At 69.0% G+C, this 15,164-nt stretch carries 8 protein-coding genes and 1 pseudogene; all 9 read left to right on the top strand.

What is annotated here, in order from left to right; all coding sequences use genetic code 11:
* Window positions 1-9: 9 nt before the first annotated feature.
* The 9 genes and pseudogenes from AC3ANX_RS19850 (at window position 10) to AC3ANX_RS19810 (ending at window position 15,044) form a co-directional block, all read left to right on the top strand.
* Complete coding sequence (locus AC3ANX_RS19850) at window positions 10-855, top strand: alpha/beta hydrolase (protein WP_488337014.1); 846 nt, start codon at window positions 10-12, stop codon at window positions 853-855.
* Window positions 852-1,274: a hypothetical protein gene (locus AC3ANX_RS19845; RefSeq protein WP_488334933.1), complete on the top strand. Its 423-nt coding sequence runs from the start codon at window positions 852-854 to the stop codon at window positions 1,272-1,274. The genes AC3ANX_RS19850 and AC3ANX_RS19845 overlap by 4 nt, the downstream gene beginning before the upstream one ends.
* Entirely contained in the window at window positions 1,271-4,585 is a 3,315-nt protein-coding gene (locus tag AC3ANX_RS19840) for a glycosyl hydrolase (RefSeq protein ID WP_488334932.1), read from the top strand. Before AC3ANX_RS19845 ends, AC3ANX_RS19840 begins: the two co-directional genes overlap by 4 nt.
* A gap of 188 nt (window positions 4,586-4,773) precedes the next feature.
* A complete protein-coding gene (locus AC3ANX_RS19835; protein ID WP_488334931.1) occupies window positions 4,774-11,877 on the top strand; it encodes an autotransporter outer membrane beta-barrel domain-containing protein in 7,104 nt (2,367 codons plus the stop codon).
* Window positions 11,878-12,427: 550 nt separating this feature from the next.
* Complete coding sequence (gene tnpA / locus AC3ANX_RS19830; protein ID WP_488334930.1) at window positions 12,428-12,790, top strand: IS66-like element accessory protein TnpA; 363 nt, start codon at window positions 12,428-12,430, stop codon at window positions 12,788-12,790.
* Window positions 12,791-12,847: 57 nt separating this feature from the next.
* Window positions 12,848-13,099, top strand: a complete 252-nt coding sequence (gene tnpB / locus AC3ANX_RS19825) for an IS66 family insertion sequence element accessory protein TnpB (RefSeq protein WP_488334929.1) — start codon at window positions 12,848-12,850, stop codon at window positions 13,097-13,099.
* A 58-nt stretch (window positions 13,100-13,157) separates the two neighbouring features.
* Window positions 13,158-13,482 (top strand): annotated as a pseudogene (locus tag AC3ANX_RS19820) (hypothetical protein); the annotation flags it as partial.
* Window positions 13,483-13,524: 42 nt separating this feature from the next.
* Complete coding sequence (gene tnpC, locus AC3ANX_RS19815; protein ID WP_488337013.1) at window positions 13,525-14,811, top strand: IS66 family transposase; 1,287 nt, start codon at window positions 13,525-13,527, stop codon at window positions 14,809-14,811.
* Complete coding sequence (locus AC3ANX_RS19810; RefSeq protein ID WP_488334928.1) at window positions 14,811-15,044, top strand: hypothetical protein; 234 nt, start codon at window positions 14,811-14,813, stop codon at window positions 15,042-15,044. Before tnpC ends, AC3ANX_RS19810 begins: the two co-directional genes overlap by 1 nt.
* The last annotated feature ends 120 nt before the right edge of the window (window positions 15,045-15,164 follow it).

The following is a 15,164-nucleotide window of genomic DNA, read 5'->3' as shown; positions in this document are numbered from 1 at the left end:
GCCGCGCAGATGCCGACCCCGGTGCCCGCGCAGGCCCCGGCCGAGCCCGGTGCGATCCCGCTTTATCCGGGCGCCAAGCCGTCGAAATCCACAGAGCAATGGGTGCGCTTCGAGGGCGATCTCGCCGTGCGCAACGTGACCGTGCCGAGCATCACCCCCGTGCTGCCCGATCCGGCCAAGGCGACCGGCGCGGCGGTGATCGTCGCGCCCGGCGGCGCGTTCATGATGCTGGCGATGGATCACGAAGGATGGAACGTCGCGCATTGGCTCGCCGATCACGGCATCGCCGCGTTCGTGCTGAAATACCGGCTCAACCCGACGCCGGCTGCCGATGCGGAGGCGTTCGCCTATATGGGCAGGCGCGTCGCCGCGTCGCTCCGCGATCCCGACGCCGCACCTGCGATCAGCGAGCCGCGCGCCACGCTCGATGCGCTCGCCGCGCTGAAGATGGTGCGGGCGGGCGCGGCCAGATGGCACGTCGATCCGGCGCGGGTCGGCATGATCGGCTTTTCGGCCGGCGCGATGACGACGATGAACGCGGCGCTGGAGGGGAAGGGCGCGGACCGCCCGAACTTCATCGGCTATATCTACGGCCCGCTGCTCGCCCGCGACGTGCCCGACGACGCGCCGCCGATGTTCGCTGCGATCGCCAACGACGACAGCCTGTTCTCGCACCATTCCTATGCGATCATCGAGGCGTGGCGGGCAGCGCACGTGCCGGTCGAGTTCCATGCCTATGAACGTGGCGATCACGGTTTCGGCATGGGCAAGCCCGGTACGACGACCACGCTGTTGATGCTCGAATTCTACGCGTGGATGCAGATGCGCGGCCTTACCGCAGGGGCGGTGAAATGATCTCGATCCGGCGTGAGGCGGCGATCAGCTTCGGCATCAACGCCGCGCTGAGCCTTGCCTTTTTCCTCGGCATCTTCGGGGTGGCGGCGCATCCGCTCGCCTGGGGGATGCCCGACCGGCTCGCGATCGACTTCGTACCGCAAAGCATCGCGGTCACGCTGATGAGCGCGCTGGTGCCCGCGCTCGTCGCGCGCGCGAAGCTGGGCGGTGCGGTGCGGCCGGTGCTGCTGCGCGCCGCCGTCTGCGCGCTGGGCGGCGCGGCGCTGGGCGGCGTGCTGGCCGCGCTGGCGAGCGCGGCCGCCTTGCCTGCGATCGCGTGGGGCACCGCGCTCGCCCTCAAGATGCTGTACGGCGGTGCGCTCGGTGCGAACGTCACGACCCTGGTGCTGCGCCGCATGACCATGAGGATTGCCCGATGATCCGTCTTCGCCCCCGCTTTCGCCTCGCCACCCTGCTCGCCTGCACGATTTTCACGACCGCCGCGCGCGCCGACGATCTTGCCGAGGGGTTCCGCAACCCGCCGCAATCGGCGCGGCCGCGCGTGTGGTGGCACTGGCTCAACGGCAACATCAGCAAGGACGGGATCGACAAGGATCTCGACTGGATGGAGCGGATGGGGATCGGCGGCGTCCAGAATTTCGACGCGAGCCTCCAGACGCCGCAGATCGTCGATCAGCGGCTCGTCTATATGACGCCGCCGTGGCGGGATGCCTTCCGCCATGCGGTGCAGGTGGCGGATGCGAAGGGACTGGAATTTGCCATCGCCGCCTCGCCCGGCTGGAGCGAGACCGGCGGCCCGTGGGTGAAGCCAGCCGACGGCATGAAGAAGCTCGTCTGGGCGCAGGCCGATCTGCGCGGCGGGGCGCGGGCCGGCAAGCTGCCCGCGCCGCCCGGCACCACCGGCCCCTTCCAGAGCGCCGCGTTCGACGATCCGCTCGGCAACGGCGCGCCTGCCGCCGCCACCCCAAATTTCTACGCCGATGCGATGGTGCTGGCCTATCCCGTCGCCCCCGTGCCGCTGCCGCAGCCGCGCGCCACCCAGGCCGACGGTTCGGCTGTCGCGCTAGCGCCGCTTGCCGACGACGATCTGCAAAGCACGGCGGCGATCGCCAAGGGTGACGCCGCGCACCCCGGCGCGCTGCTGCTCGATTACGGCAAGCCGGTGACGGTGCGGTCGGCCACGCTGTTCGTGCCGCATGCGCGCCCGCCCTTCGGCGATCCCGCCTATCTGCCGACGCTGGAAGCGGAAACGGCGGCGGGGTGGCGACCGATCGGCCGCCTGCCGCTGACCGAGGCGGCGACCACCATCGCGTTCGCCCCCGTCACCGCGCGCCGCTTCCGGCTGGTGCTGAACGCGAACGAGACCGCCACGCCGCCCGGTCTCGGCGATGGCGCGCCCGGCGCGATCACCATCGACGTGTTCGCGCGGGCCGAAAGCAAAACGCTCGCGATCGGCGATTTCCGCCTGTCCGGCGAGGCGAAGGTCGACCGGTTCGAGGTCAAGGCCGGCTTTGCGATCGTGCCCGATTACAACGCGCTGGAAGGCAACGCCCCCTCGGCGCCCGCCATCGACCCGGCACGCGTGATCGACCTCACCTCACGATTGCGCGCGGACGGCACGCTCGACTGGACCGCGCCCAAGGGCGGCGACTGGCGGATCGTGCGGCTCGGCTATGCGCTGACCGGCACGACCAATCACCCCGCCACGCCCGAGGCGACCGGGCTGGAGGTCGACAAATACGATGCGGCGGCGGTGCGCCGCTACGTGGAGACCTATCTCGGCCAGTACACGCAAGCGGTCGGCGCGGAGTGGATCGGCAAGAAGGGCATCCGCGCGATCGTCAACGACAGTATCGAGGTCGGCCCGTCGAACTGGACGCCCGGCATCGTCGCCGCGTTCAAGGCGCGGCGCGGCTATGATCCGACGCCGTTCCTGCCGGCGCTGACCGGCGCGGTGATCGGCTCGCCCGCGCGCAGCGATGCGTTCCTGCACGATTACCGCGCGACGCTCGCCGATCTGCTGGCGGACGCGCATTACGCGACGGTGGCGCAGGTCGCGCACGAACACGGCCTCACCGTCTATGGCGAAGCGCTCGAGAACGGCCGCCCAACGCTTGGCGACGATCTGGCGATGCGCGCGCATACCGACGTGCCGATGGCGGCGATGTGGGCGTTCAACCACGGCGGCGCACCGCGCCCGACCCTGCTCGGCGATCTCAAGGGCGCGGCATCGGTCGCGCATCTCTACGGCCAGAACATCGTCTCGGCCGAAAGCATGACGTCGGCGTTCGCGCCTTGGGCGTTCGCGCCCGCCGACCTCAAACACATCATCGATCTGGAGTTCGTTTCCGGCGTCAACCGACCGATCGTCCACACCTCGGTCCATTCGCCCGGCGACGACAAGCTGCCGGGGCTCAGCCTGATGATCTTCGGCCAGTATTTCAACCGCCACGATAGTTGGGCGGAGATGGCCAGGCCGTGGGTCGATTACATCGCGCGCACCGGGTTCCTGCTCCAGCAGGGGCGCGACCATGCCGATCTGGCGTGGTTCTCCGGCGAGGATGCTCCAATCACCGCCTTGTTCGAGCACGGCGTCCCCGCCGGCATCCCGACGCGCTACGGCTATGATTTCGTCAATGCCGACATCCTCGCCAACCGCCTGAGCGTCGCGGGCGGTGATCTCGTCGCGCCGGGCGGTGCCCGTTACAAGGCGTTGTACCTCGGCGGATCGAGCCGGGTGATGAGCATGGCGGTGCTGCGCCGCATCGCCGCGCTGGTCGAACAGGGGGCGACGGTGATCGGCATGGCCCCGGTGCGCAGCCCGGCGCTGGGCGACGATCCCGCTGCCTTCGCCGCGCTTGCCAGGCAGGTGTGGAGCAGCCCGCATGTGATCGCCGGCACCGACCCGGAGGCGGCGCTGGCGAAGATCGGCGTCGCTCCCGATTTCAGCGTCACCGGCGGCACGCCTGCCGATTACAGCTTCCTCCACCGCGCCTTGCCGGATGGCGACCTCTATTTCGTCCGCCATGCGACCCGCACGCCCCAGCATATCGAGGCGCGTTTCCGTGTCAGCGGCAAGCAGCCCGAGATCTGGCGCGCGATCGACGGCACTGCCGCGCCGGTTTCGTATCGCACCGAGGGCGAGGAGACCGTCGTCCCGCTCGATATCGGGCCGGAGGACGCGTTCTTCGTGCTGTTCCGCACCCCGGCGAGCGCGCCTGCGCGGGCGGTCGCGCCCAGAACGTCGGTAACGCTCGCCACGCTGAGCGCGCCGTGGACGGTCAGCTTCCAGCCCGGTCGCGGCGCGCCGGCGGGCACGACGATGCCGACGCTCCAGCCGCTCGACCAGAGCAAGGATGCGGGCGTGCGCTACTTCTCCGGGGTCGCGCGCTACGCCAGCCGCTTCGCCTTGCCCAAACAGGCCAGGCCGGGCGCGCCGCTGTGGCTCGATCTCGGCCGGATCGGCGACGTGGCGGAGGTCCGCATCAACGGCCAGCTTGCGGGGACGACGTGGTTCGCGCCCTACCGGCTCGATATCGGCCGCTTCGCGCACGCCGGGAGCAATACGATCGAGGTGCGCGTCGCCAATCTGTGGGTCAACCGGCTGATCGGCGATCAGCAGCCGGGCGCGAAGAAAGTCACGTTCACCGCCGCGCCGACCTACCGCCCCGATGCGCCGCTGCGTCCGTCCGGGCTGATCGGACCGGTGACGCTCTCCGTGGAGCGGTGAGGGGGCTTTGGCACCGCGCCCGCGTGGCTGATGCATGTTCATTGATGCGCGCGAACGACGGCAGTAGCCGCGCCCGGGCGGACCGACATTATTGATCTTCCCAGCCCGGAAAAGACCGCTAGGACGGATGCTTACGAAGTAAGTCGAAGCGGTGGGGGCATCGCTTCCGGGGGGGGGGGGATGTCATCATGGCTGGTTTCACGCGCATTCTGTTGCGGCGTCGTCTTTCGCTCGCAGTCGGCACAAGCTCCCTCGCGCTGATACTCAACCTGCCCGGTGTCGCACATGCGCAATGCGCGCCGGACCCGACGGTGGCGAACGCCACCACCATCTGCACGGGCAACGATGCCGACGGCATTCGCATCACCACCGCCGGCACCACGCTGAGCATCGCGACCGGCGCCACCGTGGCAGGCGCGACGACACCGGCGGTGACGGTCGATATCGCCGACATCCCGTACTACACGTCCGCCACGGTCGTGGTGAACGGGCAGATCACGGGCGGCGCCTACAGCGGCATCAGCCTGCTGTCTGGTCAGAGCGCGTATCCGGGCGGCGGCACGTCCTTGTCGCTGACCGTCGCGCCGAACGCGGTCGTATCGGGCGCCACCGCGATTACGATGGGGCAGAGCGCGGGCAATACGACCGGTTCGACCTCGCTGACGATCGACAATGCGGGAACGCTCACCGGCACGGGCGGCGTTGCCATCAGCGGCGATGTGACGGGTGCGCCTTACGGCTATCCGACGACGTTCTCGACGATCAGCAGCCTCGTCAATCGCGCGCAGGGCACGATTACGGGCAGCGTCGTCGGGCCGATCGGCACGCTCGACAACGCGGGCCTGATCGACGGCGGCAGCGCGAGCGCGCTCACCATCGGCAACGCCGCTGCCAGCTATGTCTCGGGCACCTGGACCAACACGGGCACGATCCAGTCGAATTCGACGGCGGCCGTGATCCTCGGTTCGAACAACAACCCGCTGGTGAACAGCGGAACCATCGTCAACGCGGGCACCGGCGCTGCGATCGCCGCCAACCAGCCGGCCTATTTTTATGCCTATGCCATCAAGAACCAGACCGGCGGCGTCATCGGCACGGCAGGCGCGACCGCGATCGCCAACGTGGGCGCGCTCAGCCTGATCAATATGGGCACGATCAACGGCGACGTCACGACCGGCGACGGCGCCAGCTTCGTCGATTCGACCGCCGGCCACATCAACGGTTCCGTTCTGTTCGGTGCCGGGGACGACACGCTCATCATCCGCTACACCGGTACCGCCACCCCGACGACCGGCGTGACCGGCACGATCGACGCTGGCGGCGGCACCAACACCGAACGGTTCGCGATCGACAGCGACACCACGCTTTCCTCACCGATCACGATGCTCGCGGGCTTCCAGAAGCTCGGCATCGCGACGACCTACGGCGCCACCGTCACGCTCGCTCCCGGGTTCGCGGCGCCGGGCACGATCGCGCTTTCCGGCGGCGGCGCGCTCGTCAACACCGGCGCGCTTGCGTTCACCGGGCAGGCGTTCTCCGATACTCTGGGCGACGGCGTTCGATCATTCACCAACACCGGCAGCATCACGGCGGCTGCCAGCGAGTCGGCCTATGCGCTCGCACTCTTTTATACGCCGACGATCGTCAACACCGGCACGATCAGCGTGGTCGGCAACGGCGTCCAGGCGGGGGTCAACGGCGCGATCGTCAATCGCGGCACGATCACCGCCACCGGCACGGCAGTCGACGCGTTCGGTAGCGAACTGACCAACACCGGCACGATCACGTCGACCGGCGGCATCGGCGTGACGCTCAGCGGCAGTGTCGGATATCGGGCGACGAACACCGGGCGCATCGTCGGTGCCACCGTAGGCACCGAGACCTCCATCGTTCTTACCAACAGCGGCACGATCCTCGCCACCGATGCGAACGGCACCGCCGTCGTCGTCGATGCATACGGCTCGCTCATCAACACCGCCACCGGTGTCGTCGGCAACGGCGGAACGGCGATGACCGCCAACACCTTCAACAATACGGTGGTGAACGCCGGCACGATCAACGGCTCGGTTATCTTCACGAGCGCCTTCAGCGGTGCCAGCCAGCGCTATATCGCGCAGAGCGGCGGCATCCTGAACGGCGACCTGACGCTCGGCGCGGGCGGCCTGCTCGTCACCGATCTGGTGAACACCGGGCCGGGCACCTTCGCGGGCATCACCGGCACCGTGAATGCCGGGGCGGGCGCGTCGCTGCGCTACCGCGTGTCCGCCGATGCGTCGGCCACGCTCGGCGCGGTCGGGCCGTTCCAGACGCCCGGGTACGAGCTGGCGAACAACGCCACGCTGACCCTGACCGGTCAGAGCACGAACACGCAGGCGTTGCAGTTCGCCGGTGTCGGCACGGTGCTGCTGGATGCGACGATCGCGACCAGCATCGCCCCCGCGGTGCAATCGACCTCGCTCGCCTATACGGCCGGCAACATTTACACGCCGACCGCGCTCGTCATCACCAGCGCCGGCACGCTGAGCGTGACGCGGACGGCGAACACCTACCCGGGTGGCGCCGTGTCGCTCGGCGGGAACGACACCTTCACAAACACCGGCACGATCAGCGTGACCGATCGGCAGGCGCAGACGTACGGAAGCACCGCCGCCATTCTGTACGGTGCGAACGTCACCAACAGCGGCACGATCCTGCTCGACGGCGGCACCGGCATCTCGGGCAGCACCAATGTCGTTAATACCGGAACGATCCGCCAGGTCGCCGGCGGCGCGACCGCGCAGGGGGTTCTGGGCGTCACCTCGCTCGACAATCGCGGCACGATCAGCGTGGGCGGTGTCGCGGCGTCCGCATCCTATTCCGGGCAGATCCTCAACTCGGGCAGTCTCGAAAGCACCGGCGGCGTCGCCATCACCGGCAGCGGGGCGATCACCAACACGGCGACAGGGACGATCGGTGGCACCGGCGGCACCGCGGTCCAGGTGTCCTCCAGCACGTTCGTCAATCAGGGTACGGTGACCGGCAGCGTCAATCTCGGCTATTTGACGCCCTATTACGTCGGCCAGCCGACGCGTTCCTATGGCAGCAGCGCCTATGTCGCCGACGGCGGCACGATCACGGGCGACCTGCTGTTCGGCGACGGCAACGACCTGTTCTTGCAGACCGGCGATACGCTCGGCGTGTCGGGCACCGTCGATGGAGGAGCGGGCACGAACATCTATGGTCGCAGCCTGACGAGCAGCGGCACGGTCGATCTCACGTCGGGCGGACTGCGCAATTTCACCGGCCGCTTCGTCCAGGCAGCGGGCGCGGACACGGTCGTCACCCTCACCGCATCCGACACGTTCGCTGGCGATGTGTATGTTGCCGGGGACGGGGCTATCGTCAATCAGGCCAACATCAGCGGCGCGTTGACAACCGGGCAGCCGTACTATCTCGGCGGCTTCAACCCGCTGCCCAGCGTCGATACGTCGCTCGCGTCGCTGTCGAACAGCGCAACCGTGGGCGGCGGGGTGGACGCCGACACCGCATCCTTCACCAACACCGGGGCGATCTCGGTGAGCGACAGCTATAATGTGGCCGTATCGCTATATGGCAGCCCCGCGCTGAGCTTCGTCAACGACGGCACGATCGCCGGCTCCGCGCTCGCATCCTATGGCCCGACCTATCCTTACGGCTATTACGGCGTGCAACCGGCGGTGAGCCTCGTGTCGGACGGTGCGATCTCGGCGCGCAATACCGGCGGGATCAGCAATGGCGGCCTGTTCGCGACGCTGCTCGATACCGGTACGGCCGACGCGTTGAGCGTGGATTTCGCCAACAGCGGTAGGATCACGAGCGATCGCGGCGCGGCCGCATCGATCATCGTCGACGGCTATTCCTATGCCGGCGGCGACCCGGGCGGCAGCATCCGCGTCGACAACAGCGGAACTATGTCGTCGCAGACCACCGCCGCCAGCGGGCAGCAGGCGATCGGGCTGTTGCTGTCCGATTACTATTCGATCCAGCCGCTCTCCTATACGATCGCCAACAGCGGCACGATCAGCGCGACGGGGACGGGTGAGCCTACGCGGTACACCCCACCGGCGATCGGCTTGCTGGTCGACGGCACCGGCCTGTCGGGAACGATCACCAACGCGGCGGGCGGCACGATCAGCGCGACCGGCCAGAGCGCCTATGCGGTCGTCGTGGCGGACACCGCGCTCGACCTGACCAACGCGGGCACGATCAGCGCGACAGGATCGAAGACCGGCATCGCGATTCAAACCTTCGACGCGTTCGACAACAGGATCGTCAACACCGGCACGATCACCGGCGGGATCGTGCTCGGCGACGGGGTGGACACGATCGACAATGCCGGCACCATCACCGGCGCGGTCGTGCTCGGTGGCGGCGACGATCGCTTCGTTCAGCGCGCCGGCGGCAGCGTCAGCGGGCAGATCGACGGCGGCAGCGGCGTGAACAGCTACCGTGTCGACGCGACCGGCGGCACCGCCACGGTAAACGGGGCGCAGATCGCGCATTTCGCGAGCCTGACGCAGACCGGCAGCGGCACCGGCATCTACGCGGGCCGGTTCGGCGTCGACACCATCGCGCTCGATGGCGGCACGCTGGCGGTCGCGGCCGGGCAGGCGCTCGCCACCCAGGGCGCTACTACGATCACCGGCGGCGATGCCGGGGTGAGCATCGTCAACGCCGGCCATATCGAAGGCGCGGTGCGACTGGGCGCGGGGAACGACAGTTTTGCCGAAGTCGCCGGCAGCCGGGTCAGTGGCGTGGTGGACGGCGGCGGCGGCACCAATCTTTACCGCGTGGTGCTTGACGGCGATCGCACCGGCATCGGTGCACGCAGCAACTTCCAGCAGCTGTCGGTGGAGGGCAGCGGTACGCTGGCGCTCACGCTCGACCAGACTTACCAGTCGGTCGCGCTGGCCGGCACGGGGCTGCGGGCGGCGCTGGACGGCTTCACGATCGGCCGGATCGACGGCAGCGCCGCTGCCGAGACGGTTGCGCTCGATGGCGACGTGGCGGCGGTGTCGCTTGGCGGTGGCGACGATATGCTCGCACTCGGCGCGACGACGCTGGCCGGTCGCTACGATGGCGGCACGGGCAGCGACACGCTGCGCTTCACGGCGAAAGCGCCGGTCACGCTGACCGGTTCCGCGGTCAACTTCGAGACGATCTCGCTTGCGGGCGGCGCGCTGACGGTGGCGGGTACGCTCGGCAACAGCGGCGCGGCGCTCGCCTTCGATGGCGGCGCGCAGGCGCTTACCGTCGCAGCGGGCGGCACGCTGGCGGGCACGGTCGATCTCGGCCCGGGCGACGACAGCTTCACGCTGGCGCGCGGCGGGACGCTGGCCGGGACGGTCGCAGGCGGCGCGGGCAACGACACCGCCACGCTCGACTATACCAACGGGCTCACGCTCGCCGGCGGCGCGCTGACAGGGTTCGAGCGGCTGGTCGCGCAAGGGAGCGGCGCGCTGACGCTGACCGGCGGCGCGTTCAGCTTCGGCACCGCCAGTGTCGCGGGGGATCTGACGGTCGCCGCCGGTGCGACGCTCACCGCAGCGCAGCTCGTGTTCGGGCCGGCCGACGACCATCTCGTCATCGCCGGCGGCTTCAACGGCTCGGTGTCGGGCGGCGCGGGCAACGATAGCATCGACGTATCGGGTGGCAGCGCGGCCGCGCCGGTTGCGTTCGGCAGCGTCACCGGTGTCGAGGCGCTGCGGATGAGCGCCGGCTACGCGACCGTGTCGGGGGGTGCCGGGTTCGGCCTCCTGAGCCTGACCGGCGGGCGTCTGGTCGGCCTCGCCGGATCGACGATCAGCGTGCCCGCTATCACGGTCGGCCGCAACGCGACGTTCGGTTCGGCCGGGACGGTCAACGGCAACGTCGTCGTGAACGGCACGCTCAGCCCCGGCGCGTCGCCGGGCACGATGACGGTCAACGGCAGCGTCGCGCTCGCCGGCAGCTCCGTCTCGGTGTTCGAGATCACGCCGAGCGTTTCGGACAAGCTCATCGTCAACGGCACGGTGTCGATCGCGTCGGGTGCGACGCTGCAACTGGTCGCCGACCAGCGCGTCACGCCCGGCGCGACGCGCGATCTCATCATCGCGAGCGGCGGGATCACCGGCAGCTACACCACCATCGTCAAACCCGCCGCGCTGTTCGGCGTGGTGGTGCAGCAGGCGGACAAGATCTCGCTGCTCGGCGAATTTCTCAACGACGCGGCATTCACGCCGCAGGTCCGTCGCGCGATCAACTATGTGAACGCGGTGCTGATCGGCGGGGGTGCGAGCAACGCGCTGCTGGCGGCGGTGCCGCAACTCGTCACCGCAGCGGGCGGGTCCGATCCGGCGGCGTTCGCGCTACTGGCACCGGAGGCCTATGCTTCGGCCGACCAGATCACGATCGAAAACGGTCTGCAACTCGCCGATGTCGGCCGATCCTCGGCGTTCGGTACGCAGCGCGAGACGCCGGGCGCGTTCACGTTCGGCAGCGCGCTGGGGGACGTCCGCACGCTCGACAGCAACGCGCAGGGAACCTCGCGCGCGCAGACCAACAGCTATGGCTTCCTCGGCGGGCTCGGCTGGGGCAGCAGCGCGTGGTCGGTTGGCGGCTTCGTCGGCTATCTGAACAGCCGGCAGACGCTGGCGACGCTCGGCGCACGCACGACGGTCGACGGGGTGGTAGCGGGCCTGCACGCGCGCTGGACCGGCGCCCGCGTCGGCGCGCGCGCGACGCTCGCCTATGACGGCGGCGACGCGACCACCCGGCGCGCTTTGCCGGGCGGGTCCGCGACCGGGCGGTACGACCGGCGCGGATGGACTGCCGACTTTAGCCTCGACTATGCGCTACCGCTCAGCGGAAACTGGGTGGTGCGCCCCAGCATCGGTGCGACCGCGATCCGCACGGCGCACGATCGTGTCGCCGAAACCGGAGGCAGCGCGTTCGCGCTCGACGTGGCGCGGACGCACGACCACGCGGTCTTCGTCGACGGCGCGATGACGTTCAGCGGCGGCACCGCGCAAGACGCGACGGTGCGACCGTACCTGTCGGTTGGCGTGCGCTATCAGGCCGACGGGCGCACGCCCTACGCGCTCGCGGCGCTCGGCGGCGGCGGATACGGCCTGCTCGCCGCCGGGGCACAGCGTGCGCCGGTGCTCGCCACCGCCGCGATCGGCGCGGATGTGAGCGTCTCCTCGCGCATGGTGGTGTTCGGCGCGCTGAGCGGCGAGAGCGGCAATGCCGACCATCGCGGCAGCGCACATGCGGGCGTTCGCGTACGGTTCTAGGTCGCTGCCGTGACGCGTTGGAACGCGTCACGGTGTCGCTCTTGCCATCGTCCAGCGCGGGGTTCCCGAGCGTAAATGCGACGGCGGCTCTCAACGACGAGGCATGCCGCGACCGAGGGCCGGCTGTCGCGCGGTAATCATCGCAAACGTGCTGGCAGCCGGCGTGCGCGAGCAGTTCGGGATGTTGGACAGCGATCACGATGCCGCGCCGCCTTGGCCGAGCTTCGTGAGATGCCCGACTTCAGCGCGTTGCTCGCGATGGGTACGGCGCTGTCCAAAGGCTTCCTGCCCGACGTGGATCGGATCGCCGACTCGCTCGACTTCGCGATCGACACGACCACCGTTCCCATTACCAGCCTCAACAAGCGAGCGACGGATGGATCGCGATCGCCCGCCCACCTTCGTCGGCAGTCGGGCTTCCTCGCCGACCCGCTGATGTCCACTTCGAAGCGGGTTGCCGATAACGTGTCCATCCGGCGGGCACCGCCTTGTCCAGCCGGTGAGGAACCGCTCCTAAGAGCGCTCGTACGAGTACTCATAGGAGCGGTATTTGGGCCAAATCGCGGTATATTCGGGTGTCGAGCGGCGTCGTCGCTGGACTGACGCGGAACGGCTGGAGATTTTGTCGGAGGCGTTCGCGCCCGGAGCTATCATCGCCCAAGTGGCGCGTCGCCACGACGTCTCGACGGGGCAGATCTACACCTGGAGGCGAAAGCTTTGGGTTCAGCCACCGACCGGGCCGGACGCATCCGTCCTTACATTCTCTGAGGCCATCCTGGTCGATGATCCGGCGTCGCCGCCCTCCGGCACTGCACCAGCCATCGTCATCGACCTGGAGCGCGGCAAGCGCGTCAGCATCTTCGCCTCAGCATCGCCGGCGCTGGCGGCTGCGACGCTGAAGGCGCTGCGGTGATCCCTTCCGGGCGCGCGGGTGTGGATCGCGATGGGCCACACCCACATGAGGAAAGGCATGCAGGGCCTCGCGCTCATCGTGCAGCGGCTCCACCGTGATCCGCACGGCGGCGATCTGTTCGTGTTCCGGAGTCGGATCGGCTCGCCGGTGAAGATCATCTGGCACGACGGGATCGGCATGTCGCTTTACGCCAAACGGCTGGAGAAAGGCCGTTTCGTCTGGCCTTCGGCGCAGGACGGCGCGGTGTCGCTCACCGCCTCGCATCTGGCCTGCCTGCTCGAGGGCATCGACTGGCGCAACCCGCAGTAAAACTGGCGCCCGGCGAGCGCCGGATAGCCCATTATCGCCTTGCACGAAGGGGCCGGGAATGATTCACTCGCGTCCGTGGCAGCGGTTGTTTCGCCCCCTTCCGGACGATGTCGGAGCGCTCAAGGCGCTGCTCACCGCTGCCCTCGCGCGCGCCAACGAGGCGAAAGCCCGCGCCGCAAATGCGGTCGCCCGCGAAAGCGCCATCGAGGAGGTCATCGCGCACCTGAAGCTGCAGATCGCCAAGCTCCGGCGGGAGCAGTATGGCGCGAGCGCCGAGCGCAGCCCTCGCCTGCTCGAGCAGATGGAGCTCCAGCTCGGATCTCGAGGCGGACGCCAATGCGGACGACCTCGCCGCCGAGGCCGCCACCGCCAGCGTCGCGCCGTTCGAGCGCAGGCGGCCGGTCAGGAAGCCGTTTCCCGAGCACCTGCCACGCGAGCGCGTTGTCATCCCGGCACCATGCTCGTGCCCCGCCTGTGGCGGCTCGCGCCTGTCGAAGCTCGGCGAGGATGTGACCGAAACGCTCGAGGTGGTCCCGCGGTCGTGGAAGGTCATCCAGACCGTGCGCGAAAAGGTCTCGTGTCGGGACTGCGAGACCATCAGCCAGCCGCCCGCGCCGTTCCACGTCGTGCCGCGCGGCTGGGCGGGGCCGAGCTTCCTCGCCATGCTGCTGTTCGAGAGGTACGGGCAGCACCAGCCGCTCAACCGCCAAGCCGGGCGGTTCGCGCGCGAGGGCGTGCCGCTCAGTGTTTCGACACTCGCTGATCAGGTCGGCGCCGCGGCCTTCGCGCTGACGCCGCTCTACAAGCGTATCGAGGCGCATGTCCTTGCCGCCGAGCGCATCCACGGCGATGACACCACGGTGCCGGTCATGGCCAAGGGCAAGACCAACGTCGCTCGATTATGGGTGTACGTGCGCGACGACACTCCGTTTGCCGGCACTGACCCGCCGGCGGCGCTCTTCCAATACTCGCGCGACCGCCGCAGTGAGCACCCGCAGGCGCATCTCGCCAGCTGGTCGGATATCTTCCAGGCCGATGCCTATGGCGGCTACGGCGAGCTGTACCGCGATGGTCGGGGCGCAGGCCCCGCGCTCGAGGCCGGGTGCTTCGCGCACGCCCGGCGCAAGTTCTTCGAGCTCGCCGACGTCGAGGGCGCCGCCTGCAAGAAGAGCCGCGGCGAGCGGACCGGCATGATCTACCCCATCGCGCTCGATGCGGTGAAGCGGCTGGACGCGATCTTCGACATCGAGCGCGCCATCAACGGCAGGCCTGCCGCCGAGCGGCTCGCCGTCCGTCAGGAGCTCAGCGCGCCGCTGATGAGCGAACTGCACGCCTGGCTCACCGACCAGCGCGCCCAGCTGTCGCGCAACCACGACCTCACGAAGGCTTGTCTCTACATGCTTCGCCGCTGGGAGGCGTTCACGCGCTTCCTCGATGACGGCCGCGTCTGTCTCTCGAACAACGCTGCGGAACGTGCTCTCCGCTGCGTGCCGCTCGGCCACAAGGCGTGGCTGTTCTGCGGCTCGAACCGGGGCGGCCAGCGTGCCGCCATCCTCTACACGCTCATCCAGACCGCCCGCCTCAACGACGTCGACCCGCAAGCCTGGCTCGCCGACGTGCTCGCCCGCATCGCCGACCACCCCGCGACCCGGCTCGACGACCTGCTGCCGTGGAATTGGACGCCTCAGATCCAGGTCGCGAAGGCCGCCTGATGGCCGCCCCGTCGATGGTGTTCACCGCTCGCTTTGCAGCGAGACGCTTCGGCGTAGACATCGACGTGATTGAGGAACTCGCTGAGGAGATGGCGCCCGAAGACGGCTGCCTCAGCGTCATCGACAGCCTGGACCACGACGCGGAGTCCACCACCGCCTTCACCCGCCGCGGTCTCGACTATTTCGATGAACTCCTCGACCAACGCCGCTCAGACTTCATGCAGGAAAGCTGACCCGCCCCGTGTCAACGCCGTTTGAATTCTGACCCACTTGGACGCTTAGCGCCGGTTGAAAACTGACCCACTTCTTCTTTTGCCGTGGGTGGGGCGAGCCCACCCACGGCGGCGTCGTTT

It is taken from the genome of Sphingomonas sp. BRN-1R (genome assembly GCF_057748035.1).
Note: the sequence above shows the minus strand (reverse complement) of the source record. Positions and strands in the feature narration are given on the sequence as shown.